This is a genomic window from Janthinobacterium sp. HH106 (assembly GCF_001758725.1).
Lineage (GTDB): Bacteria > Pseudomonadota > Gammaproteobacteria > Burkholderiales > Burkholderiaceae_D > Janthinobacterium.
This window is the reverse complement of sequence record NZ_LRIC01000063.1, coordinates 43,578-67,526: the sequence shown is the minus strand read 5'-3', so window position 1 is coordinate 67,526 and position 23,949 is coordinate 43,578. Positions and strand designations below refer to the sequence as shown.

At 61.4% G+C, this 23,949-nt stretch carries 25 protein-coding genes; 14 read left to right on the top strand and 11 right to left on the bottom strand.

What is annotated here, in order from left to right:
• Positions 1 to 75 precede the first annotated feature (75 nt).
• The 6 genes from JAB8_RS24440 (at position 76) to JAB8_RS28340 (ending at position 3,432) form a co-directional block, all read left to right on the top strand.
• Positions 76 to 477 carry a hypothetical protein gene (locus tag JAB8_RS24440; protein WP_070291800.1) on the top strand — a complete coding sequence of 134 codons (402 nt, stop codon included), beginning with the start codon at positions 76 to 78 and terminating at the stop codon, positions 475 to 477.
• Positions 478 to 578: 101 nt separating this feature from the next.
• A complete protein-coding gene (locus JAB8_RS24435; protein ID WP_070291799.1) occupies positions 579 to 794 on the top strand; it encodes a hypothetical protein in 216 nt (71 codons plus the stop codon).
• A gap of 2 nt (positions 795 to 796) precedes the next feature.
• Positions 797 to 1,228, top strand: coding sequence for a hypothetical protein (locus JAB8_RS24430; protein ID WP_070291798.1), 432 nt, complete (start codon positions 797 to 799; stop codon positions 1,226 to 1,228).
• A 2-nt stretch (positions 1,229 to 1,230) separates the two neighbouring features.
• Entirely contained in the window at positions 1,231 to 2,988 is a 1,758-nt protein-coding gene (locus tag JAB8_RS24425) for a replication endonuclease (protein WP_070291797.1), read from the top strand.
• A 5-nt stretch (positions 2,989 to 2,993) separates the two neighbouring features.
• Entirely contained in the window at positions 2,994 to 3,203 is a 210-nt protein-coding gene (locus tag JAB8_RS29285; protein ID WP_139143170.1) for a hypothetical protein, read from the top strand.
• A gap of 10 nt (positions 3,204 to 3,213) precedes the next feature.
• Positions 3,214 to 3,432: an AlpA family phage regulatory protein gene (locus JAB8_RS28340; protein WP_071654459.1), complete on the top strand. Its 219-nt coding sequence runs from the start codon at positions 3,214 to 3,216 to the stop codon at positions 3,430 to 3,432.
• Positions 3,433 to 3,434: 2 nt separating this feature from the next.
• Here JAB8_RS28340 and JAB8_RS24420 read toward each other — a convergent pair whose 3' ends face one another.
• Complete coding sequence (locus JAB8_RS24420; protein WP_070291796.1) at positions 3,435 to 4,718, bottom strand: integrase family protein; 1,284 nt, start codon at positions 4,716 to 4,718, stop codon at positions 3,435 to 3,437.
• A gap of 205 nt (positions 4,719 to 4,923) precedes the next feature.
• Between JAB8_RS24420 and mutS the strand changes: the two genes are divergently transcribed.
• Together mutS and JAB8_RS24410 are read left to right on the top strand one after the other, a co-directional pair.
• A complete protein-coding gene (gene mutS / locus JAB8_RS24415; protein WP_083287911.1) occupies positions 4,924 to 7,599 on the top strand; it encodes a DNA mismatch repair protein MutS in 2,676 nt (891 codons plus the stop codon).
• The gene (locus tag JAB8_RS24410; protein ID WP_070291794.1) at positions 7,596 to 8,633 is read left to right on the top strand and encodes a hypothetical protein; all 1,038 of its coding nucleotides are present in this window, start codon (positions 7,596 to 7,598) and stop codon (positions 8,631 to 8,633) included. The genes mutS and JAB8_RS24410 overlap by 4 nt, the downstream gene beginning before the upstream one ends.
• Positions 8,634 to 8,687: 54 nt before the next feature.
• Here the strand turns inward: JAB8_RS24410 and JAB8_RS24405 are convergent, their stop codons facing one another.
• The gene (locus JAB8_RS24405) at positions 8,688 to 9,233 is read right to left on the bottom strand and encodes a peptidylprolyl isomerase (protein ID WP_070221423.1); all 546 of its coding nucleotides are present in this window, start codon (positions 9,231 to 9,233) and stop codon (positions 8,688 to 8,690) included.
• Positions 9,234 to 9,326: 93 nt separating this feature from the next.
• Here JAB8_RS24405 and JAB8_RS24400 point away from each other — a divergent pair, with 93 nt between their 5' ends.
• The gene (locus JAB8_RS24400) at positions 9,327 to 10,448 is read left to right on the top strand and encodes a cupin domain-containing protein (protein ID WP_070291793.1); all 1,122 of its coding nucleotides are present in this window, start codon (positions 9,327 to 9,329) and stop codon (positions 10,446 to 10,448) included.
• Between the two features lie 353 nt (positions 10,449 to 10,801).
• Positions 10,802 to 11,056, top strand: coding sequence for a hypothetical protein (locus JAB8_RS28335; RefSeq protein ID WP_071650198.1), 255 nt, complete (start codon positions 10,802 to 10,804; stop codon positions 11,054 to 11,056).
• Positions 11,057 to 11,332: 276 nt separating this feature from the next.
• On the opposite strand, the gene bamC is transcribed toward JAB8_RS28335, so the two are convergent.
• The 8 genes from bamC to JAB8_RS24360 all read right to left on the bottom strand — a co-directional run bounded on the left by bamC (position 11,333) and on the right by JAB8_RS24360 (position 18,517).
• Positions 11,333 to 12,526 carry an outer membrane protein assembly factor BamC gene (gene bamC / locus JAB8_RS24395; RefSeq protein WP_070221425.1) on the bottom strand — a complete coding sequence of 398 codons (1,194 nt, stop codon included), beginning with the start codon at positions 12,524 to 12,526 and terminating at the stop codon, positions 11,333 to 11,335.
• 81 nt (positions 12,527 to 12,607) lie between these two features.
• Positions 12,608 to 13,486 (bottom strand): 4-hydroxy-tetrahydrodipicolinate synthase, encoded by an 879-nt coding sequence (gene dapA, locus JAB8_RS24390; RefSeq protein WP_070221426.1) that lies wholly within the window; start codon positions 13,484 to 13,486, stop codon positions 12,608 to 12,610.
• A gap of 84 nt (positions 13,487 to 13,570) precedes the next feature.
• Complete coding sequence (locus JAB8_RS24385) at positions 13,571 to 14,143, bottom strand: class I SAM-dependent methyltransferase (protein ID WP_070291804.1); 573 nt, start codon at positions 14,141 to 14,143, stop codon at positions 13,571 to 13,573.
• A gap of 42 nt (positions 14,144 to 14,185) precedes the next feature.
• A complete protein-coding gene (locus JAB8_RS24380; protein ID WP_070221427.1) occupies positions 14,186 to 14,863 on the bottom strand; it encodes a site-2 protease family protein in 678 nt (225 codons plus the stop codon).
• A 94-nt stretch (positions 14,864 to 14,957) separates the two neighbouring features.
• Positions 14,958 to 15,581: an L-threonylcarbamoyladenylate synthase gene (locus JAB8_RS24375; RefSeq protein WP_070221428.1), complete on the bottom strand. Its 624-nt coding sequence runs from the start codon at positions 15,579 to 15,581 to the stop codon at positions 14,958 to 14,960.
• A gap of 38 nt (positions 15,582 to 15,619) precedes the next feature.
• The gene (htpX, locus tag JAB8_RS24370) at positions 15,620 to 16,504 is read right to left on the bottom strand and encodes a protease HtpX (RefSeq protein WP_070291792.1); all 885 of its coding nucleotides are present in this window, start codon (positions 16,502 to 16,504) and stop codon (positions 15,620 to 15,622) included.
• Positions 16,505 to 16,717: 213 nt separating this feature from the next.
• Positions 16,718 to 17,551 carry a 3',5'-nucleoside bisphosphate phosphatase gene (locus tag JAB8_RS24365; RefSeq protein ID WP_070291791.1) on the bottom strand — a complete coding sequence of 278 codons (834 nt, stop codon included), beginning with the start codon at positions 17,549 to 17,551 and terminating at the stop codon, positions 16,718 to 16,720.
• A gap of 90 nt (positions 17,552 to 17,641) precedes the next feature.
• The gene (locus JAB8_RS24360; protein ID WP_070291790.1) at positions 17,642 to 18,517 is read right to left on the bottom strand and encodes an alpha/beta hydrolase; all 876 of its coding nucleotides are present in this window, start codon (positions 18,515 to 18,517) and stop codon (positions 17,642 to 17,644) included.
• 207 nt (positions 18,518 to 18,724) lie between these two features.
• On the opposite strand from JAB8_RS24360, the gene JAB8_RS24355 reads away from it, so the two are divergent.
• Positions 18,725 to 19,249, top strand: a complete 525-nt coding sequence (locus JAB8_RS24355) for a gamma carbonic anhydrase family protein (RefSeq protein WP_070291789.1) — start codon at positions 18,725 to 18,727, stop codon at positions 19,247 to 19,249.
• A 4-nt stretch (positions 19,250 to 19,253) separates the two neighbouring features.
• Positions 19,254 to 20,234, top strand: a complete 981-nt coding sequence (gene hslO / locus JAB8_RS24350; RefSeq protein ID WP_070291788.1) for an Hsp33 family molecular chaperone HslO — start codon at positions 19,254 to 19,256, stop codon at positions 20,232 to 20,234.
• A 108-nt stretch (positions 20,235 to 20,342) separates the two neighbouring features.
• Here hslO and JAB8_RS30040 read toward each other — a convergent pair whose 3' ends face one another.
• Complete coding sequence (locus JAB8_RS30040; RefSeq protein ID WP_254679588.1) at positions 20,343 to 20,621, bottom strand: hypothetical protein; 279 nt, start codon at positions 20,619 to 20,621, stop codon at positions 20,343 to 20,345.
• 156 nt (positions 20,622 to 20,777) lie between these two features.
• On the opposite strand from JAB8_RS30040, the gene JAB8_RS24345 reads away from it, so the two are divergent.
• Positions 20,778 to 22,799 (top strand): TonB-dependent receptor, encoded by a 2,022-nt coding sequence (locus JAB8_RS24345; protein ID WP_254679587.1) that lies wholly within the window; start codon positions 20,778 to 20,780, stop codon positions 22,797 to 22,799.
• Positions 22,799 to 23,929, top strand: a complete 1,131-nt coding sequence (locus tag JAB8_RS24340) for a glycerophosphodiester phosphodiesterase (RefSeq protein ID WP_070291787.1) — start codon at positions 22,799 to 22,801, stop codon at positions 23,927 to 23,929. The genes JAB8_RS24345 and JAB8_RS24340 overlap by 1 nt, the downstream gene beginning before the upstream one ends.
• Positions 23,930 to 23,949 lie beyond the last annotated feature (20 nt).

The following is a 23,949-nucleotide window of genomic DNA, read 5'->3' as shown; positions in this document are numbered from 1 at the left end:
CCCCTCTTTTGCTGTGCCCTGCAGCGCTCCCTTTTGAGCGTGCGGGATTCGTTCAACCTGAAATAAGGAAAACCGATGGAAAACACGCTGCACGCCACCAGTCATACCGACAAAGCCCTGGCATCAAGCACGATCCGCCCGACCTTGCAAAATTGCATTGTCCCGGTGGCACCAACGTGTTTTTTGCTGCAAGCCAGCGCGGGCATCGGCATCGCGGCGCTGACCGCCCACATCCATGAGATTGCCAAAACCTACCACGCCTATGGCGCGGCCAATCTGACCTTCATCGTCAGCGATGCGCAGGCACTGGAGCGTGACGGCTTTTTCGCGCCAGCCAAACAACGCGCCCTGGTCGGCAAGCTGCCCATCGAGGTGAACTACATTTTCGCCAATGAAGCGGGTTCCCGGCACTGCTGCGGCGCATCGCACACGCTCCCGTACTGGGCAGAGCAATTTCTCAAGCCAGGGGCACGCTGATGCTGCGCCTGGCCAAAACCTGCGGCATCTGGCTGCTGTCGCTGCTGATCGTCATTACCCCCGGCGTGCTGCGGGCCATCGGCGCCATCAAGGACTGAACCATGCCGGCGTCCCTTATCGAAAATCACCTGTCGTTCCAGCCTGCCGCCGAGATTCTGGCCGCACGCGACAAGGTTTTGAGTGTGTTGAACCCGTTCAAACCCAAAAAGAGGAAGTTAATGAAAGAGAATCTGAAAACGTTCTGCAGCGGCCTGATGGCCGGGCTTGTCATGTTCGCGCCTGTGTTGATGGCAGCATTTGGTTGGATCGGGAGTTGAAAATGCGCAGCATAGCCACTGAATTGGCAGCCGTCGCAGCCGTTGCCGGCCCGACACTAACCAAACAAGAGCTGGAAACCAGGGCGTTTCTGGCCGAAATGGACGCTGTGTCCGCGCAGATCAATGCAACACCACGCGAACAACGCATGGAACGATCTGCGGCTGTACTGGCGATGATCTCCACACCGGCAGACGTCGAGGCTATCCGCGCCGCCTACTGGGCGCGTGTCCCGCTGGCCGCTCGCATGGTAGCCGTCATGTCGGCTCGCATGCCAAAAGAGCGTGCACGCGACGCCCTAAATAAATTCAATGCATTGGAGCGCGGCCGCATCTGGGTCGAACTGGACAAGCTGCAAGGCAATCTCAGTGTGGTCAAGAAATGTATGAATGGCGGGCGCATGCCTGGCGCCACGGGCAAGGCGCAAGGATGTTGAGCATGGGCATACCGTCGCGCATGGCGAACGCCGTGCATCGCTTGTTCGGAGGATTGAACTGCCGCCGTGGCGAAGTGATCGATGCCATTCTGGCCGACGACCAGCGCCTGCCGCTGGCCGATAGCAATGGCATGATGACTGGCCCGGGTGCTATCTCGGTGGCCGCCTTGCAGGCCGCACGCGAGTGCTACGAGGTTTGTTCGAGCCTGCACGATGAACACGCCATCAAGGCGAGGATTGACGCGATATGCAGCCGTCGCGGCGTCAAGTCGCCAGTGGCGGCAACGATACGCGGCTACATCGCACGTGCAGCAGATCATGCGTGGTGGCGCCGCTCACTGCGCAAGGAACTGATGCGCCGCTTCGAACATACGTCGATTCAGCTGGGCCTGACCTACGTGCGCGCCGATCCGTATGTCAGCCGCGAAACGTGCCTGGCACAAGCGGCGCAAAACGAGGCGAACAAAAAAGCGCTGGAGGCCGTCACGGCCACCAATGAAAACGGCGACGTATACAGCCTGGCCGAACTGGCCGAACTGGGCATGGGCAATAAAACCCTGCGCCGCGGCGAATTGATGCTGCGCATCCGGGGCTTTGAAGAGGTGGCCGACAGGATGCGCCACGTAGGCATGTTCTGGACCATCACGTGCCCCAGCAAATACCACTCGGTGGGCGGCACGAATGCGAAGTACGCGGAATTCGGCAGCCCGACGCCGCGCGCGGCACAGGCGTATCTGGTCAAGGTATGGTCCGCCATCCGTTCCGCGCTGCATCGTCGCGGTATCCAGCCCTACGGCTTTCGCATCGCTGAGCCGCACACGGACGGGTGCCCGCACTGGCACATGCTGCTGTTCGTCGCGCCTGAGCACCAGGCGGCCATGGAAGCGGTCATTCATGCCTACGCCATGCGCGAGGATGGCGACGAGCCAGGCGCCATCAAGAACCGCGTCAAGCTGGTACGGATCGAGGCGGGGAAGGGCACGGCGGCGGGCTACATCATCAAGTACGTCTGCAAGAGCATTGACGGCGCAGGGGTAGGAGACCACAAGGCATTCGAGGATGGCCGTACTTACGTCATCGTGCCCGATATGTTCGACAAAAAGGAATTCACGGCTTCCCAGCGCGTCACCTATTGGGCGCAGGTACACGGCATTCGCCAGTTTCAGCAGATCGGTGGCGTGCCGGTGGGCGTGTGGCGCGAGTTCCGCCGACTGTCGGAGGAGTCGGTGCGCAACGCCCCTGAACCTATCCGCGAAGCCTACCAGGCCGCGCAGAAAGTCGAGTCTGACAATCCCGCCATCGCCCAGCGCGCAGACTTCGCCCGTTTCATATGGGCCATGGGCGGGCCTACCGTGGGCCGCCAGGCCGCGATACAGCTTGCCAAGCGGGTAGAGGACGTCAACGGGCGCTATGAGCAGGTGGAGGCGCACAGGCCCGTAGGCGTGTATCTGGCGGCGCAGCCGCAAGCGGTCTATGAGTCAACCCGCTACCGCTGGACGATAGACCGGGCCGGGGTGGCCCTTGCCGTTCCTCGGACTGGTGTAAATAAGTATACGCAGGCCACGCAAGCGCCGGTGGCAGTAGCACCAGAAAACAAAAAATTCACTCCGTCCTTCAACGCCGGACGGAGTTTTGATAGGGAGGGCGCGCCATGCGCCCGGATTGATACCGAAGCCATCTATCTGCACCACAAAAAACGGCAGCCAGGCGGGCCAAGCGCGCATTTGGCGCATCTGCAACGCAAGTATAAAAAGGAGTGATACCCATGCAAACACCTGAATTATCTCGGCCGGTCTCCATTGGCGACCGCGTGACTTTCGATACCGACGAAGGCTACCAGGCCGGCACCGTCAACGACCTGCGCCGCGACGTGGGCAATGGCGAGTTGCACGCGTGGGTTGAGCTGGATCACCAGTGGCCGGGTATGTTCCGGGCCGTGCGGCTGGCGGCGCTGCAGTCCGTATCGAATCAGTAATGGAGACAGAATGACCCGACCAATCTATGTTGACCTCCCAGCGGTATCGGGACTGGTTACGCTGGCTACAGCAACGATTCAGCGCCTGGTGAGGGAAAACGCATTTCCCAAGCCACGCCAGCTCTCACCAAATCGTGTCGCCTGGTTGATGCGTGAAATAGAGGAATGGGCGGAAGAACGTCCAATTTCAGACATTCCACCACCAGCTAATACCAGCAGAAAAAAATAGAGCTATCGAGCCAATGCTTCCAGGTGCGTGTCGAGCCGGCAAAGCCACTCTCTACGTTCCTGGTCGTAGGCATGCCGGTTATAAACACCAACTACGCCTTTCTTCATGTGCCCCAGCACCGCCTCTGCCACCTCTTCCGGGCACCCAAGTATTGCGAGTTGTGTCCGGCAGCTGCGACGCAGATCATGCGGTGCCCAGTGGGTCACCGGCAAGCGCGGACGTAGGCTCTCAGGTTTCGTTTCGCTGTATGGCATGTGATACCACACTGTCACCCCTACCGACTTTTGCTCCATGTACCCCAGCTTTCCCCATGACGGGAAAAGATACTTGCCGGTTGCTGTGGCCATGCGCCTACGCACCACCACCTCAGCGCGCCCGACGAGAGGAACACGCAAGTCCGTAGCATGCTCACGCCATGAATTCTTCGTCTTTGCCTTCGGAATCGTCCACCAAAGGCCATCAGCCTCCTCGGTAATTTCCTTCACCTCCATGGCCATAATTTCCGAACCGCGCGTGCAAGTCCAAAGGTAAAGCGTTAGGGCGTCCGCTACTGCCTTCGAAAAATTTGGCAACCACTTTATCAACGTGGCCAGCTCTTCCGCGCTCAGTACACGTTTGACCGGCCCGGCCTGCACTCCCTGTATCACTCGCCCCTTGCTACGCAGCTTCCCACGCATGATCAAGCGCCACCAGTTCGGCACGGTGTCTGGAAGGCGCCCGGCATCGTGTACGTAATCCCATGCTGATCCTAACTCCGCCCGCAACTTTGCCGCCTGGACCGGAATATGCGCGAAACTCTCGATAAGGTCAAAGGCATCAGATCGAGAAACCTCAGCAGCCGGCATATCGCCAAACTCGCCCAGCATAGTCTCAAACATGCGCGCCACCTCCTTGACGCCTTTTTCGCCACGATTACGCGACAAGTGGCCAGCAACATACATTTCGCCAACTCGTCGTACAGTGAGGAACGCCTTCGCTTTACGTTCGCGCTCGGCCGCCGTGGCCAGGCGCGACTGCTCGCGCACTTCCCGTTTATCCATGGCCAAGTCCACACCGGCACTACGAGCGCCACGCAAGCGTTCCCATTCGACGGTAGCAGCAGCCAGGGAGATTGCTGGCCATTCGCCGATTTTTGTCTGACGCATGCGCCCATCGAGCGGACTCTTATATCGGTAAATCCATGATCGCTTCGACTTTGTAGCCTCAAGTCGCAGCCCTGGGCAGTCGGAAATGGTAAAGTGTTGGCCAGCCGTGAGCAGCTTTGCCGCTCTTGCATCGAATTGCATTCTCACCTCATTAAGCGTAGGTTCAGCGTAGCTTTTATGCGACCCGCGAACCAAAAGACGTTTTTCTGGCGTAGCTTCTGCAGAAGAAGCAATTTAGCTACGCCAAAACATGAAGTGTGATGATATGCGCTGATGTGTATCGATGCAATAGAGCAACAACGAATTCGCAACAATAACGAAACAAATCAAATACTTACAGATGAATATGCAGTTAAATCAAGAGCTTGCGAATATCCAAAAAAGCAAACTTACGCCTATGATGCAACAATATATGGGCATCAAGGAAAACCACCCGACGATGTTGGTCTTCTACCGCATGGGCGATTTCTACGAGCTGTTTTTCGAGGATGCGGAAAAAGCGGCGCGCCTGCTGGGCATTACCCTGACGGCGCGCGGCGTGGCCAGCGGCAACCCCATCAAGATGTGCGGCGTGCCGTTTCACTCGCTGGACGGCTACCTGGCCAAGCTGGTCAAGCTGGGCGAGTCGGTGGCCATTTGCGAACAGATCGGCGACCCGGCCACCAGCAAGGGACCCGTCGAGCGCAAGGTCATGCGCGTGGTCACGCCCGGCACCCTGACGGATGCGGACTTGCTGCCGGAAAAGGCCGAGCGCCCGCTGCTGGCCATGTGCAGCATCACGCAGCGCAAGACGGTCACCACGGGCCTGGCCTGGCTGTCGCTGGCCAGCGGCGCCTTGAAACTGATGGAGTTTTCCGGCGACAGCGCCACCGTGGCGGCGCGCCTGCAGCAGGAATTGGAACGCATCGTGCCCGCTGAAATTCTCAGCGGCGACAACGGCAACCTGTTCGACGACTACGCGGGCACCCACATCAACCGCGTGCCGGATTGGCATTTCGACGTGGTCGGCGGCCACAAGGCACTGCTCGATCAATTGGGCGTGGCGACCCTGACGGGCTTTGGCGCCGATGGCCTCGGCGCCGCGTTCGGCGCGGCCGGCGCGCTGCTGCGCTATGCGCAATCGACGCAAGGGCGGGGCTTGCAGCACGTGCGCTCCTTGACGACGGAAACGGAAAGCGAATTCATCGGCCTGGACGCGGCCACGCGCCGCAACCTGGAATTGACGGAAACCATCCGCGGCCAGGAATCGCCGACCTTGTTCTCCCTGCTGGATCATTGCCGCACGGCCATGGGTTCGCGCATGCTGCGCCACTGGCTGCACCATGCGCGGCGCGACCAGAACGTGGCGCGCGCGCGCCATGAAGCGATTGCCGCGCTGGCGCAAAGCGAGGCGGCCGGTCCGCTCGCCGCCACGTTGGCGCAAGTGCCCGATATCGAACGCATCACCACGCGCATCGCCCTGCTGTCGGCGCGTCCGCGCGACCTGGCCGCCCTGCGCGACGGCTTGCTGCAACTGCCGGCCCTGCGCGGCGACGTCGTGCGCTGCTATGGTCCCGGCCAGGGCGGCGAAACGGGTTTGCTGGCCGCCATCCACGCGGCGCTGACCACGCCGACGGCCTGCCTGGATTTGCTGGTGCGCGCCGTGGCGCAGGAACCGGCCGCCATGGTGCGCGACGGCGGCGTGTTTGCCACCGGTTTCGATGCCGAACTCGATGAATTGCGCGCGCTGTCGGAAAACGCGGGCCAGTTCCTGCTCGACCTGGAAACGCGCGAACGGGCGCGCACGGGCATCGCCAACCTGCGCGTCGAATACAACAAGGTGCACGGCTTCTATATTGAAGTCACGCACGGCCAGACGGACAAGGTGCCGGACGACTACCGCCGCCGCCAGACCCTGAAAAACGCCGAGCGCTACATCACGCCCGAACTCAAAGTGTTCGAAGACAAGGCTCTGTCCGCGCAAGACAAGGCCCTCGTGCGTGAAAAGCTGCTGTACGACCTGCTGCTGGCCGACCTGGCGCCGCACATCGCCACCCTGCAGACGATTTCGCAAGGCCTGGCCCAGCTCGACACCCTGAACGCGCTGACGGAACACGCGCAGCAGCACAACTGGGCCGCCCCGCAACTGGTCGACGAGCCGTGCATCAACATCGTCGAAGGCCGCCACCCCGTGGTGGAAAAGCAGATCGAACGCTTCATCGCCAATGACTGCCGTCTCGTCAACGAACGCCGCCTGCTCTTGATTACCGGCCCGAACATGGGCGGTAAATCGACCTTCATGCGCCAGGTGGCATTGATCACCCTGCTGGCCTACGTGGGCAGCTACGTGCCGGCCGCATCCGCCACCATCGGCCCCATCGACCGCATCTTCACGCGCATCGGCGCCACCGACGACCTGGCGGGCGGACGCTCGACTTTCATGGTGGAAATGACGGAATCGGCCGCGATTTTGAACGGCGCCACCGAGCATTCGCTGGTCCTGATGGATGAAGTGGGCCGCGGCACTTCGACCTTCGACGGCCTGGCCCTGGCCTGGGCCATCGCGCGCCATCTGATCGACAGCAGCCGCAGCTTCACCCTGTTCGCCACGCATTACTTTGAGCTGACGCAATTGCCGGACAGCCATCCGAGCGCCGCCAATGTGCATCTGTCCGCCGTCGAACACAAGGACAGCATCGTCTTTCTGCACGCCGTGCAAGCCGGTCCCGCCTCGCAAAGCTATGGCTTGCAGGTGGCGCAGCTGGCCGGCGTGCCGCAGCCCGTGATCAAGGCGGCGCGCAAGCACCTGGCGCGCCTGGAAGCGCAAGCGCTGGACGCCACGCCGCAGCGCGACCTGTTCGCCGCACCGGCAGCCGATCCGTATGCGCAAGAGGAAGACGAGGCAGCGGCGGCACCGCTGGCCGCGCTCAATGAAGCGCAGCAAGCCCTGCTCGACGCCATCGCCGACCTTGATCCCGACGCGCTCACGCCGCGCGATGCGCTGGAGCAGCTGTATCAGTTGAAACGGCTGGCCGCCGCATGACGATCCGGCGCGGCACGATCCGCCTGCTGGCCGCCGGCTTGCTGGCCGTCAGCCTGCCATGGCAAGCGGCGCTGGCCGCCGCTGGCGACCAGGCCGGCTTCGAGTTTGCCGTGCTGGGCCATTCCTTCAACGCGGGGCCCGACGATGGCCCCCTGAAAAAAGCCATCGCGGACACCAGCGCTTTCAACGCGTCCTTCGTCGTGGCCACCGGCATCAAGGCCGCCAGCGAATCGTGCAGCGACAAGCTGTACAGCCAACGCAAGGACTTGCTGGACGCCAGCGGTCCGCCGCTGATCGTCTCGCTGTCGGCCAGCGACTGGGCCAACTGCCGCAATTCGCGCGGCCGCATCAACGCCATCGAGCGCCTGAACCGCCTGCGCGACGTGTATTTCGCCGACGACCAGAGCCTGGGCCAGCGCAAGCTGACCCTGTCGCGATTGTCATCGACGGCGAAATTCCGCAGCTATGCGGAAAACGCCCACTGGGAATATGGCGGCGTGCTGTTTGCCACCATCAACCTGCCCGCAAATAACAACCATTTCCTGCCAGAGGCCGGCCGCAACAGCGAATTCGAAGACCGGCTGGTCGCCAACCGTTCCTGGCTGCAGCGCCTGTTCGCCATGGCGCAACGCAAGAAACTCGACGGCATCGTGCTGTTTTCCGATGGCGACATGGGCGTGCTCGATGAAGACGACAATTCGCTGCTGCCCAGCTTCAGTTCGAAACAGGATGGTTTTGCCGGACCGCGCAAGCAGGTGCGCACCCTGGCGAAGAAGTTCAGCGGCAAGGTGTTATTGATCGATACGCAGCGCAAAGCCGAAGCGGACGGCAAGGAAGGCAAAAACAAAAAGGCTGCGGCCAGGACGGACGCGCCAAAAATCAGCTGGAAAGGCAACCTGGGCCACGTCAGCATCGACAACGACTGGTCCGCCATTGCCGTACGGCCCGGCAAGACGCCATTCTTTGAGGTACGTCAACGTGCCACCCGCCCATCGGCGCAAGCGAGGGCCAAGGCGTCAACGCCACGTCGTTAATTACAGCGGCACAAACGAACAGGCCGGCATATAGCCGGCCTGGAACAAGCAGTATTAATGAATCGGGTGCGTGCGGAAGTGATCGCCCTCTTCGCCTTCATCATCTTCATCGCCATGGTCATGGCCGTGTGCGCCATGCACGTGGCCATGGGCGATTTCTTCTTCGGTGGCTTCGCGCACGTCAGCGACGGTCAGCGAGAAGCGCAGCGCGATGCCGGCCAGTGGATGGTTGCCGTCCAGCACGACTTTGTCGTCGGCGATATCGGTCACGGTGAAGATCATCGCTTCTTCGTCCGGCGAATCGCTTTCCGGCATGCCTTCGAACTGCATGCCCACTTCCAGCGGCTCAGGCAGGCGATTGCGCGGCTCGACCTTGACCAGGGCGGGATCGTATTCACCGAAAGCATCATCCGGTTCGATCTGGATCGTGTTGGAATAGCCAACTTCCTTGCCGTCGAGCTCTTCTTCGATCTTCGGCAGGGTGTTTTCATAATCACCGTGCAGGTAGACCATCGGCTGACGGCCGTCTTCGATCAGATTGTCTTGCGCGTCTGACAGTTTGTAGTTGACAGTCACGACCGTATTTTTGGCAATCTTCATTATGCTTCCTTTCATTGTATAAGCTGGCAAATTATACCTTCACGCCGCCAACGGCAGGCGCATTCCTGCATTTCCGGTTGTTATAATGGGCGCATGAAAAAATTAACTCTCCTCGGCGATATCACGCCGGCGCAATTCCTGCGCGACTACTGGCATAAAAAACCCTTGTTGATCCGTCAAGCCGTGCCTGGCTTCAAGGCGCTGTTCGATGTCAAGGCCCTGGCCGAGCTGGCTGCCCTGGACCACGTCGAATCGCGTCTGGTCAGCCATGCGGATGGCCACTGGAACATGCAGCAAGGTCCGCTGACCAGTCTGCCCTCGCTGAAACAGAAAGAATGGACCTTGCTGGTACAGGGCGCCAACTTGCACAGCGCCAAGGCCGACGCCCTGCTGCGCCAGTTCCGCTTCCTGCCCGACGCGCGCCTGGACGACCTGATGGTCAGCTTCGCCACCGATGGCGGCGGCGTGGGCCCGCATTTCGATTCCTATGACGTATTCCTGCTGCAAGGCCAGGGCAAGCGCCACTGGCGCATCGGTGCGCAGAAGGACCTGAGCCTCATCGACGGCTTGCCGCTGAAAATCCTCAGCAACTTCACGCCCGACGAAGAATTCACGCTGGAACCGGGCGACATGCTGTATTTGCCGCCCCACTACGCGCACGACGGCGTGGCCATCGGCGACTGCCAGACGTATTCGATCGGTTTCCGCTCGCCATCGTTCCAGGAACTGGGCGAAGCTTTCCTGCAATTCATGGCCGATTCGATCGACTTGCCGGGCATTTACAGCGATCCCGACCTGAAAGCGTCGGGCAAGCCAGCGGAAATCCCCCGTGAAATGCTCAGCACCATCGCGGAAGAAATGAACAAGGTGCGCTTCACGGAAGAAGACGTGACCATTTTCCTGGGCGAACACCTGTCGGAACCGAAGCACAACGTGTTTTTCACGCCGCTGTCCAAGCCGCTGACGGTGGGCCGCTTCGCGGACGCCGCACAGAAAAAGGGTGTCGTGTTGTCGCGCAAGACGCTGATGCTGTATCGTGGCAAGAATGTCTTCATCAATGGCGAATCGTTTGCCATTGGCAAGGCCGACAAAACGGCCCTGGAAACCTTGGCCAACGAACGCGCCCTCGATGGCGCCGCCGTGGCACAGGCGTCCGATGACGTGATGGATGCTTTGTATACCTGGTATCAGGATGGCTGGATCGAACTGGCTTGAATGAGCGTGTCGTAGCAAAGTGGTATTACAGTAGGTAAAATAACAGCTTCTGCGCCAGCGCAATGAAACATATTATTTTTATATCGTTTTGTCGCGCTTTCGCAAATCGCTTACACTTGCTTGCAATTTGCTTCGGCAAATATTGCGATATCACAAAATAGTTGCGAATTTGCCTCTTGCTCCTATTGCGACGCACCAAAAATCGCTATAATATTCGGTTAGGAAGTTTCCGTTGTCTGGCAGGCACCACCTGGTACGAAAAGCCTTCGAAGACGACCTAACGAGCGATAATTACCGGTAATTATTCATCGCAACAATATTGATTTATTTTTTGAAATAATTAAGGAAAACAAATGAAAAAATCCCTGCTGATCGCCTCCCTGATGGTTGTTGCTCTGGCTGCTTGCAGCAAAAAAGAAGAAGCTCCTGCACCAGCACCAGTAGTTGAAACCCCAGCACCAGCACCAGCAGTTGAAGCTGCTCCAGCTGCTGCTGCTGACGCTGCTGCTTCGGCCGCTACCGACGCTGCTGCTGCTGCTTCGAGCGCTGCTTCGGCCGCTTCGGACGCTGCTGCTGCCGCTTCGGCTGCTGCATCGGCTGCTAAGTAATTAGCACCCAGCACTAGAGAAAGCCGGCCTTAGGGCCGGCTTTTTTGTTGGGTAAACGCCCAACCAAACCTACTGCGCGCGGCGCTTTGCGGCCTGCGATGCTCACCGTACTAAAGTACGGTTGCGCTTCTTAGCCACAAATCACTGGCGCTCGCTACGGTTTTGTTGGGCGTTGCTACGTCCAAGTGCATTCACAATTAAAAAAGGCTGGCCCGGTTTCCCGGGCCAGCCTTTTTAATGCGCGGCAGGTTCTGATGCCTGCCGCGAATGTAGCGCTTATTTCAACTGGTCGTTCAGCAGACCCAGGATCTTCTCGGCCACTGGCGAGGTATCGGGTTTGCCTTCGTTGCTGAGGACGCTGACCAAGCTGGTCGAGCCAGTGCCGGCCTTGACCAGGACGCGGTAGCGCTGCGCTTCCTTGTCCTTGTCGGACGACGAACCCCAGCTGAACAGCTTCGAGAAGAAGCCATCTTTCTTGACCGCGTCCGGATCGACGTAACGCACGAAATACGTGCCTTGCGTGCGGTCGCGGTCTTCCACGGTGAAGCCGACGCGGTCCAGCGCCAGGCCGACACGGCGCCAGGCGCGGTCGAAACCCTCATCGACTTCGATGGCGCGCGCCGGCGTGGCGGCATCGCCCACCAGCTTGGCGTGCTGCGGCTGCACAATCGCGGCATCGACGGACGTCTTCGCTTGTGCTTCGTCGCTGGCCGCGCCCAGGCGCGTCATCAGCTTGGCCAGGAATTGCGCTTCCAGGCCCGGATCGTTCGGGCGAGCGGTCCAGGTGGTGGTTTCCTTGTCGCGGCCGGTGACAACCTCTTCCACGCCGCGGTGGCTGATGTAGATCTCGGTCGAACCGTCGGCCAGGCGCTCCACGCGGGTACGGAACTTGTCTTTTTCACCGGTCGAGTACAGCGAATCGAAGGCCTTGCCGATGGTGCTGCGGATAAAGTCTTGCGGCACCTTGGCGCGGTTTTCGTTCCACTCGGTTTCCATGATGCCAGCCGTCGGCTGGTCGACGGCAATGGTAAAGCCCGAATCTTCCCAGAATTGCTTGAGCTGCGGCCACAGCACCTCGGGCGACTGCTTGACGACCAGCCAGCGCTGGTTGCCCGCGCGCTCGACCTTCACGCCGCCTGCCGTGACCGGCACCACGCCGACCACGCCGTCGGCGCCCACAACGACCGGGGTACCGGCCGTGGCGTTGCGCTGCGCGTTGTAGCCGGACGCCGTGGCCACGCCGTTTTTCGCATCCGGCAAGGAGTAGCGGTTGTCCTGCTGCAATTGCGTCAGGTCAGGCGGCACGTCCAGGGTGCCGGCTTTCTTGACCGACTTGTAGTCGACCTTGTCGCCGCCGACTACCGAACTGATCATGCCGCAGCCCGCGAGGCTGGCTGCGACGGCGCCGATGACGATGCCGCGGACGGCGATGGTGGCAGGCGCCGATTGGTTTTTCTTGCAATTAGTCATGTCGTAACTGGATAAGAAGCTAAGTAGCAGCTGGAATCAGGGAAGGTCCGGACTGGTCAAGTCCGGGCTTGAAGTTCGGCCTTAAGACAGGACGCCGGCGTCACGCAAGGCATCGCGCACGGTGGCATGGCAGTTTTCAGCCAGCGGCACCAGTGGCAAGCGTATGCCGGCAGGCATCAGGCCCATTTCGGCCATCGCCCATTTGACGGGCACCGGGTTGGGCTCGACAAACAATTTCTGGTGCAGAGGGAAAACTTTGTTATTGATGGCAATCGCCTTGGCACGCTCGCCCGCCATGGCCGCGACGCACAGTTCGTGCATGGCGCGCGGCGCGACGTTGGCCGTCACGGAAATGTTGCCGTGGCCGCCGCAGAACATCAGCGCCATGGCCGTCGGATCGTCGCCCGAGTACACGGCGAAGTCGGCCGGCACCAGGCGCAGCAGGTCGATGCCGCGGCCGATATTGCCGGTCGCATCTTTCACGCCGACGATATTCGGGATGGCGGACAGGCGCACGATCGTTTCGTTGCTCATGTCGGCAACCGTGCGGCCAGGCACGTTGTACAGGATGACGGGGATGTCGACGGCTTCGGCGATGGCCTTGAAGTGCTGGTACATGCCTTCCTGGGTAGGACGGTTGTAGTACGGCACCACTTGCAAGACAGCATCGGCGCCCGCTTCTTTCGCGTAACGCGTCAGTTTGATGGCCTCGGCCGTGGAGTTGCCTCCGGCACCGGCGATGATAGGAATGCGTCCCTTGGCATGTTCGACGGTCAACTGGATCAGTTCACAGTGTTCCTCCACGCTGACTGTTGCCGATTCGCCCGTTGTGCCAACGATGACGATGCCGTCCGTACCCTCGGCGATATGCCAGTCGATCAGCTTGCGCAGACCTGGAAAGTCCAGACTGCCGTCTGCGTGCATCGGGGTGACGATTGCTACAATGCTGCCCTTGATCATAGTAAGTTTATAGCGCCGATAAATAAAACAACGATTGTAGCGGATAGCCCGCGCCTGTGGTGCATTCTGACATAGTATGGCCGCTCAAAACGTCGGCAGCAAGGCTGCCAACCGTGGAAAATCCGGCCGGACGGCACAAATTCGTTGCACCAGAGCAGCTTTTGGCTGTTCGACGCGCCCATCTTCATACGCTACCACACGCAAACCCTGCTGCACCGCCCAGGTCAGCATTTCGCCTTCCTTGAGCAGGAATTTCGGATTCGACGGCTTGCCGAACTGCTCATTACCCTCGGCAAACGTTTCATACAGCAGCACGCCATCGGGCGCCAGGCTGGCAATCATGGCTTCCAGCAACGGCCGGTGCAGATAATTCGTGACGACGATGCCGGCAAAGCGGCCGGGAGCGAAGGGCCACACGGCGCCCGGCGCCTCCAGGTCCACCAGCGAGGTGGTGATACCCGTGCCGGCCGCCTTTTCCAGCATTTCCGGATCATGATCGAGCGCAAGCACCGGGTGGCCCAGGCTCACCAGGTGGCGCGCATGGCGGCCTGCGCCGCAGGCCAGGTCCAGCACTTCGCCGCCCGGGATCAGGGGTGCCCAGCGGCGCAGCCAGCCGGAAATCGTTTCAGTGTCTACTATTGGTTCAATTGCTTGCATCGGTACTTCCATCAATTATTTACAACCATCCAGTTGCTTGCATCAAGTCAACAGGGCCGTCAGGGGCGTGACCACGGTGACAAAAATGCCTATGACAAATTCGATCGCCGTCAGCAGGGCGCGGTTCAGGATGCCTGTGTACATCAGCAGCACCAGGGCGCCGAACACATACAGGCTGTAGCGCTCGATGCTGGCGTACGGGCGCGCCAGCTGCATCGGCAGCAAGCCCGTCATGATGCGTCCGCCATCGAGCGGCGGCACGGGAATCAGGTTAAAGACGAACATGGCCGCATTGACGCTGACGCCGGCGCCCGCCATCTTGCGGAAAAACATGCCCATTTCCGTCGGCGGCAGCACGCTGAGCACGACAAAGGCGATCATCCAGCCCAGGCCCATGACGAAATTGGCGCCAGGCCCGGCAAACGCCACCCAGGCCATCTGTTTCTTCGGATTGCGCAGGCGGCTGAAATCGACGGGCACCGGCTTGGCATAGCCGAACGGTACCTGGATCGTGAAATACAGTATCAAGGGCAGCAGGATCGTGCCGAAAGGATCGATATGCCGGATCGGATTGAGGCTCAGCCTGCCCTCGTTCGAGGCCGTGGGGTCGCCGAAATAGCGGGCGGCGTAGCCATGCGCCGCCTCATGCAGGGAAATGGCAAACAGCACCGGCACCAGGTACACCGCAACGGTCTGGACTATCGTATTGAAATCGCTCATGACCGCGATTCTACCAGAGGCGTCCCAGGCCCTTTCTTACGTTGTCATTAAGAACAACTGAAGAGCTGCGCCCCAACGGCCGCGCCATGCCCCTCTACAAGCCCAGCACGGCCGGGTCGCCCCGTCCCACGCGCACCACTTCCGGCTCCGGACCCGTCAGGTCGATCACGGTGCTGGGGCCATGCGCGCAGACGCCGCCGTCGATGATCAGGTCGACCAGTTTTTCCAGCCGTTCGCGGATGGTGTCGGCATCCGTCAGGCTCTCTTCGTCGCCGGGCAGGGTCAATGTGGCGCCCAGCAGCGGCTGGCCCAGCTCTTCCAGCAGGCATTGCACGATGCGGTGCTGCGGCACGCGCAGGCCGATGGTCTTGCGCGAAGGATGGCTGAGGCGGCGCGGCACTTCCTTGGTCGCTTCCAGGATGAAGGTGTAGGCACCCGGCGTGGCCGCCTTGAGCAGGCGGAACTGGCGGTTGTCGACTCTGGCATACACGCCCAGCTCGCTCAAGTCGCGGCACAGCAAGGTCAGATGGTGCTTTTCATCCACGCCACGGATGCGGCGCAGGCGCTCGACGGCGCCCTTGTCGTCGAGCTGGCACACCAGCGCGTAGCAGGAATCGGTGGGCAAGGCCACGACGCCGCCGGATTGGATGATCTGGGCCGCCTGCTTGATCAGGCGCAATTGCGGATTCTCAGGGTGAATCTGGAAAAATTGACTCATGTGTAAGCGTTCTGGCGAACCAGCTTGTTAAGTTAGCATTATTGTACGCTGCGCAGCGCGGCGATACGTTCTTCGATGGGCGGATGGGTGGCGAACAGCGCGCCCCAGCCGCCATTGCCGCCGCTGATGCCCAGCGCCTGCATCGATTGCGGCAGTTCGCCCGGCGGCACGCCGCCCAGGCGGGCCAGCGCATGCATCATCGGCGTGGGGCTGCCCAGCAGCTTGGCTGAACCCGCATCGGCGCGAAATTCGCGCTGGCGCGAGAACCAGGCGACGATGATGGAAGCGAGCAGGCCGAAGATCACTTCGCACACCATCACGGTCACAAAGTAACCGATGCCGCGCCCGCCGCCTTCGCGGTTGTTATTTTTCAACAGCACATTGTCGACAAACAAACCCACGACGCGGGCCATGAAGACGACAAAGGTATTCACCACGCCCTGGATCAGGGTCAAGGTGACCATGTCGCCATTGGCAACGTGGGCGATCTCGTGGCCCAGCACGGCTTCGACTTCATCGCGGTTCATGCTTTGCAGCAAACCGGTGGACACGGCCACCAGCGCCGAATTCTTGAACGCGCCCGTGGCAAACGCATTCGCGTCGCCTTCGTACACGGCCACTTCCGGCATGCCGATGCCGGCCCGCTCGGACAGCGCGCGCACGGTATTGACCAGCCACAATTCCGTCGACGAGGTCGGATTGTCGATCACGCGCGCGCCCGTGCTCCACTTGGCCATCGGCTTGCTGATCAACAGGGAAAAGATGGACCCGGTGAAACCCACCACCAGCGAAAACACCAGCAGGCTGCCCAGGTTCAGGGTACTGCCCCGCGCCGGATTGCCCACGCCCAACAAGCTGAGGACGAGCGACAGCACCAGCATCACGGCCAGGTTGGTTGCGATAAAAAGAACGATACGTTTCATGGGCGATGGCTCCAGATGACTATGTATAACAAGAATAACAAAAAGATATGCACGCAAACGCAGATTTCAAGCAGCGACACGACGGCGCATCGGCAGCCAGGAAAATCGTCGCGAGCGGCAGTGATTTGTGGCCGAGAAGCGCAACCGTACTGGAGTACGGTGAGCATCGCCGGCCGCAAAGCGCGCCGCGCAGCAGATTTGCCTGGCTGTCAGCTAAAACCAGTCGTGCCAGATGGGGGTCACGTTGGCAGGCAACGGCGGCAACATGGCAAAATCCACGCGCGATTCGCCCGGCGCATGGAAATCCGTGCCGCGCGAGGCGAGGAAGCCGTAGGCGTTGGCCAGCTGCGCGTATTCCGGATACTGGTCCGGACTGTGGCTGCCCGTGACGACTTCGATGGCCGCGCCGCCCAGCTGCTTGAATTCATCGAACAGCACGCCTTGCGCCATGTCGCTGAAGCGGTAGCGGCCCGGGTGGGCGATAACGGCCACGCCGCCCGCGCCGCGTATCCAGCCCACGGCTTCGGCCAGGGTGGCCCAGCGGTGCTCGACATAGCCTGGCTTGCCTTCCGACAGGTATTTCTTGAACACGTCAGGGATATTCGCGCATTTGCCCGTTTCCACGATGTAGCGGGCAAAGTGCGTGCGCGACATCAGATCGGGGTTGCCGACGAATTTCAAGGCCCCTTCATAGGCGTCGGGGATGCCGGCCAGGTCCAGCTGGCGGGCAATCTCGCGGCCGCGCGCGTCGCGCCCCGAACGCGTCTGGTGCAAGCCCTGCACGAGGCCCGGGTTGTTTTCATCGACTTGCAAGCCCACGATGTGCACGGTTTCGCCGGCCCACGTGATCGAGATTTCCACGCCGGCCACGAAACGCATGCCCAGGTCCAGCGCGGCCGCGCGCGCGGCGGCGACGCCCGATACTTCATCGTGGTCCGTCAGCGCCCACACATCGACGCCCGCCTTGCGCGCGTGCGCAGCCACGGCGGCAGGTGACAGCACGCCGTCGGAGATATTCGAATGACAATGCAGGTCGACTTTAAGCATGTGAAAACAATACCCTGCACGGGCTCAGCATGGAAGAAGTTTTCATTGTACGCTGCTTGTCAAATCGCGCTGCAGCGTTCCCGATACACATCAGGTCAAAAATGCTTCCACCAGGCGCGCCAGTGCCGCCGGTTGATCATGATGCAGCATGTGGCCCGCGTCCGCCATCATCTCGCAGCGCACATCCTTGATGCAGGCCAACCGCCGGTCGATCTCGATGCGCGCCTGTTCCTTGGGCCCCATCCATTGCCACATATTCGTCTCAATAGCTTCCACCCACAGCACGGGCGCCGTGATGCGGCGCCAGCACGCCATCACTTCTTCCACCTGGTACAGGATGGGATTGACGCGCTTGTGCTGCGGGTCGCCCATGATGTCCCACTCGCCCGCCTCGTTCTGCGCCGACCAGTGTTCAGCCAGGAAGGCCGCGCGGTCGTCCGGCAGGCGCGGATTGGTCTTTTGCAGGCGCTCGGCCACGGCCTTTTGCGTGGGATAACTGCGCATGGCAGGCGGCTCGCGCAATTCATCCAGCCACTTGGCGTAGCGGCCCGGCGCCTGCTCCGGTTTTGTTGCCATCATGCCGAAGCCCTCCAGGTTGATGAAGCGGCTGATGCGCTCGGGCCGCACGCCCGCGTACAGGCCAGCCACGTTGGCGCCCATGCTGTGACCGAGCAGGTTAACGGGCGCGTCCGGAGAATAGTGCAGCAGCATGGCGTCCAGGTCGGCCAGGTAGTCGGGGAACCAGTAGGTGTCCGATTGCGTGTAATCGCTCAGGCCAAAGCCGCGCCAGTCGGGCGCGATCACGTGCCAGTCGCCGTGCAACTCGTCGACGACGAACTGGAACGAGGCGGCCACGTCCATCCAGCCGTGCACCATGAACAGGATGGGCGCGCCTTCGCGGCCCCAGTGGCGCACATGCGTGCGGGCGCCGCGGATGTTGATGAATTCGGAACGGGAAAGTTTCATGGGTTTCATCTGATTGCCTGCCTTGAAAGTGGCGCAGATGGCGCCACATGCTGTGTCTGTAGATAGGATGAACATAAAAGTACGACCGTTCGATAATTATACCGGATTGACGGTCGGCGCTCGGACTTGTCCTGCAACAGCGTAAAATAGCGCAAAACTTTTGCGTCCGGCCGCGCCCGGCGCTTCCACCACCGCCACAGGCTAACGATGACACTCTACCAATTGGGCGCCGATGCGCCGCAGATTGATGCTTCCGCTTTTGTTGCCGACACGGCCAACGTGATCGGCAAGGTGACCCTGGAAGCGAATACCTCCGTATGGTTCGGCGCCACGATTCGCGGCGACAACGAACGCATCACCGTGGGCGCCAACAGCAATGTGCAGGAAGGCGCCGTGCTGCACACGGACCCGGGCTACCCGCTGGACATCGGCCGGAACGTGACCATTGGCCACCAGGCAATGTTGCATGGATGCACGATCGGCGATGGCGCCCTGATCGGCATCCAGGCCGTGATCCTGAACGGCGCGAAGATCGGCAAAAACTGCCTGGTCGGCGCGGGCGCCCTGGTCACGGAAGGCAAGGAATTTCCCGACAATATGCTGATCATCGGCTCACCGGCGAAAGCCGTGCGGGCCCTGACGGCAGACGATATCACCAGGCTACAAGGCAACGCCGTGAACTATGTGCAGCGCGGCCAGCTATTTAATACGCAACTCAAGAAGATTGGATAAGAGAATGACGACTGAAACCACGGGCGCCGTCAGCGCAGCCGCCACCGGCCAGGATACCCTGCAAAAATTTATTTTCGACAATGCCGCCGTGCGCGGCCAGTTCATCGACGTATCGACCACCTGGCAGGAAGTGGTGTCGCGCCACGCCTACCCCACGGCCGTGAAAAAAGTGCTGGGCGAAATGGTGGCCGCCGCCGCCCTGCTGTCGGCCAACCTGAAATTCAACGGCTCCATCATCATGCAAATCCACGGTGACGGTCCCGTGCGCCTGATGGTGGTCGAATGCGATTCCGACCTGCGCCTGCGCGCCACGGCCAAGCTGGACCCGGACGCCGCCATTCCCGACGTGGCCACGGTGCCGCAATTGCTCAACGCCACGGGCAAGGGCCGCTTCATCATCACCCTGGACCCGGCCGACAAGGTGCCGGGCCAGCAACCGTACCAGGGCATCGTGCCGCTGGACGGCGACGACATGGCCACCGTGATCGAAAACTACATGTTGCGTTCGGAACAGCTCGACACGCGTCTGTGGCTGGCCACGGACGACACCGTCTCGCGCGGCCTGCTGCTGCAAAAGCTGCCGCACCATGGCGGCAAGGCCGAGGCGACGCCCGTGTCGGAAGAAGATGCGCTCGACACGTGGAACCGCGCCGTGATGCTGGCATCGACCCTGAAAGAGGCGGAAATCCTGTCGACGGACATCGATACCCTCATGCAGCGTTTGTTCTGGGAAGAAACGATCCGCGTCTTCGATCCGCTGCACCCGAGCTTCCATTGCAGCTGCACGCGCGAAAAAGTGGGCAATATGCTCAAAATGCTGGGCGAGGAAGAAGTCAACAGCACCCTGGAAGAAGTGGGGCAAGTGGGAGTGAACTGCGATTTCTGCGGCCAGCATTACGAATTCGACAAGGTCGATTGCGCGCAGCTGTTCATCACGGATGCGCCGGCCGAGGTCTTGATTCCGCCAGCCGCCAGCATCAACTAAGCATTACAGTTTCGCCATGAATCTGCCGCGCCGCCCTTGAGGCGGCGCAATCGTTTCCACTGTCATCGTTCCGTCATCAGTTCGTCATCAGCCCGTCACGCGCCGCCGTTACGCTGCGCAGCTTGTATTACTTCCCACTTTCCACAGGCTGATGATGACCACCCACTTGACGCTGGCCCTGCGCCGCCATTCCTTCCACGTTTTGCTGGGCGCGTGCGCCGCGGGCTTGAGCTTGCCGGCCCTGGCGCAAACGGCCGTGGCCGCCGCCGTGGCATCCGCCACGACCGACATGGCAGCCGCTGCCGCCCCGGCTGCCGACGATAATGCCCCGATGGCCACCGTGGAGATTTCCTCGCGCAAGACGCGCTCCTCGGTGGCCCTGAGCAAGAATGAAATCCAGAAAATCCTGCCCGGCACGAATCCCCTGAAAGCCCTGCAAACCTTGCCAGGCGTCAGCTTCCAGACGGCCGATCCTTGGGGCAACAACGAGCAAAACCTATCGCTGTTCGTGCATGGCTTTCCGGTCAGCAACTCGGCTACACCATGGATGGCGTGCCGCTGGGCGACCAGCAATACGGCAACTACAACGGCCTGTCGCCGCAGCGCGCCGTCATCAGCGAAAACGTGCGCAGCGTCGTGCTGTCCTCGGGCGCGGGCGACCTGGCCACAGCCTCGACCAGCAACCTGGGCGGCACCATCGAAACCTATTCCAGCGATCCGCTGGCCACGCAAGGCGCCAGCCTGCAGCAGACGGTGGGCAGCCACCGCACCTCGCGCACATTTGCCCGCTACGACACGGGCGTTTTCGGCGACGGCAGCAGCGCCTATTTTTCCATCCTGCACCACGAAGCGCGCGCCTGGGATTTCGATGCGCGCCAGGGCGGCGACCAGTTCAACGCCAAATACGTCAACCGCAGCGAGGCGGGCAAGCTGACCCTGTTCTTCAATTACTCGGACAAGATCGAGCCGAACGAAGACAGCACCGTGCACGTGGCGGGAGAAACGAGCGCACCGTACACGCGCCCCTTCCTGTACCCGGACTTCAAGGCGGCCCTGAACTACCTGTCGCCGACGGGCGCCACGCCTGCCGCGGACGGCAACAATTACCGCAATTACTACAGCGATGCGCAGCGCACCGATTACCTGGCCTACGCCAAGTTCGACGCAAACTTGTCAGATGGCATGACCTGGTCGAACCAGGTGTATTACCACAAGGATGACGGCGCCGGCGTGGTGGCCGGCCCCATCGGCGTGGCCGGCTTGCCGGGCCTGTTCAGCGTGTACTACCCGAAACAGAACCTGAAACAAGTGTTCGGCAACTCGGGCTACGCCGTGCGCACGACGGAATACGACATCAAGCGCGGCGGCTTCATCTCCACCGTGCGCAAGGAAATCGGCAATCACCAGCTGGAGGCGGGCCTGTGGCTGGAACAGAACCGCTCGTCCGCCTACCGCCGCTGGTATGCGCTGGACGTCAACAACCCCACCTCGCCGTATGACCGCCCCAGCAATCCTTTGATCACGCAGTACGGCAGCGAGATCGACAACAAGGTGGTGCAACTGCACCTGCAGGATGAATGGCGCATCCGCCCCGATATCGCCCTGCAGGCCGGTTTCAAGTCCAGCCTGCAGTTTGCCGACGGTCAATTCCCCGTGCAGCCGGCGCTGGGCGCCATCGCGGGCGGCTCGACGGCCTTGCCGGTCGGCACCATCAACACGAAAAAATGGTTCCTGCCGCAAGTGGGCGCGCGCTGGGACTTCACGCCGCAAGACCAGCTGTACTTCAACATCCAGAAAAACATGCGCCAGTTCGTCACCTATGGCGGCGGCGGCGCCTCGCCGTGGAGCTTGTCGACTCAGGCCGCGTTTGATCTGTTCAAGCGCGACGCCAAGCCGGAAACGGCCCTCACCTATGAAGTGGGCGTGCGCGGCAGCCATCCTTTGAGCCTGGGCGCCATCACGGCCATCGATGGCCAGGTCAACGTCTACCACGTCGATTTCAGCAACCGCTTGCTGCAGATCAGCCCCACGCCCGTGATTTCCTCCATCATCGGCGGCAATCCCGTGCTGGCCAACGTGGGCAGCGTGCGCACGGACGGCATCGATATCGCGGGCACCGTGCACTTTGGTAACAATTTTTCGTTCTACAATGCCCTGTCGTACAACCGCTCGCAGTACGCGGACAATTACAACAATGGCGCCGCGCTGGTCTTGACCGCTGGCAAGAACGTACCGGGCTCGCCGGAATGGCTGAACAAGTTCGTGGCTTCCGCCACGTTTGGCGATATCGAAGTGCAACTGACGGGAGACTATGTGGGCAAGCGCTACGCGACGTACACCAACGATCTGTCGGTCCCCAGCTATTTCCTGATGGGCCTGGGCGTGTCGGGCAAGCTGCCGGCCATGGCCGGCTGGCTGAAAAACCCGCGCTGGCGCGCGAACGTCAGCAACCTGGCCAACCGCGAAGGTGCGCTGAACGTGGTGGTGGGCGCGGCCGACAAGACGTACAACACCTTCCCGATTGCCCCGCGCCAGGGCTTCCTGACCTTGACGGCGGATTTCTGATGCGCTCACCCATCCTCCCGCAACGGCACTTTTCGCGCCGCAACTTCGTCCAGGCGGCCGTGGGCGGCCTGGCCCTGGCGGCAGCACCGGGCTTTGCCGCCGGCCTGCTGGCCACGCCCCCGAGCCGCCCGCTCGTGTTCGCCCACCGGGGCGCCAGCGCCCTGCGCCCCGAGCATACCCTGGCGTCGTACGCCAAGGCCATCCTCGACGGTGCCGACTACGTCGAGCCGGACCTGGTGGCCACGCGCGACGGCATCCTCGTGGCGCGCCACGAAAGCAACCTGATCGACACCACCGACGTGGCGCGCCGGCCCGAGTTTGCCAGCCGGCGCGGCAAGAAGATGGTCGACGGCGAATGGCACGAAGGCTGGTTCGTTGACGACTTCACCCTGGCGGAACTGAAAACCCTGCGCGCCATCGAACGCTTGCCGAAAGTCCGCACCGGCAACACCTTGTACGATGGACAATTCCAGATCCCCACGTGGGAAGAAATCATCGATTTTGTTGCAGCGCAATCTGCCGCCAGCGGCCGCGTCATCGGCCTCGTGCCGGAGCTGAAAAGCTCGACCTACTTCCGCGATGCGGGCCTGGCGCTGGAAGACCGTTTCCTGTCGACCATGCTGGCGCACGAATACACGCGCCGCGCGCCGATCGAAATCCAGTCCTTCGAAGTGGCGAATCTGAAGTACCTGCGCGAGAAGCTGGGACGGCGCGCCAACGTGCGCCTGATGCAGCTGGTGGTGGGCGGCGACGTGCGTCCGATGGATGTCGTCAAGGCGGGCGGAAAGTTAACGTTTGGACAAATGACCACACCGGCCGGCCTGCGCGACATCGCCGCCTACGCGGACGTGGTGGCGCCGCCAACGCGAGCAATCATCGCGCTGGGCGCCGACCAGCGTCTGGCAAAACCCTCGTCCATCGTCGACGATGCACACCAGGCCGGTTTGCTGCTGCACACGTGGACCTTCCGCCCGGAAAACCGTTTCCTGGCGGCCGACTTCCGCGATGGCAATGGCGAGAATGCGCGCAACGAAGCCGGTTCCGTGGCGGAAATGCGGCGTTACATCGAGACGGGACTGGACGGCTTTTTCAGCGACGATCCCGGTTTGGGACGCATCGCCGCCGGATAAACATTTGGTAACAAATTCTT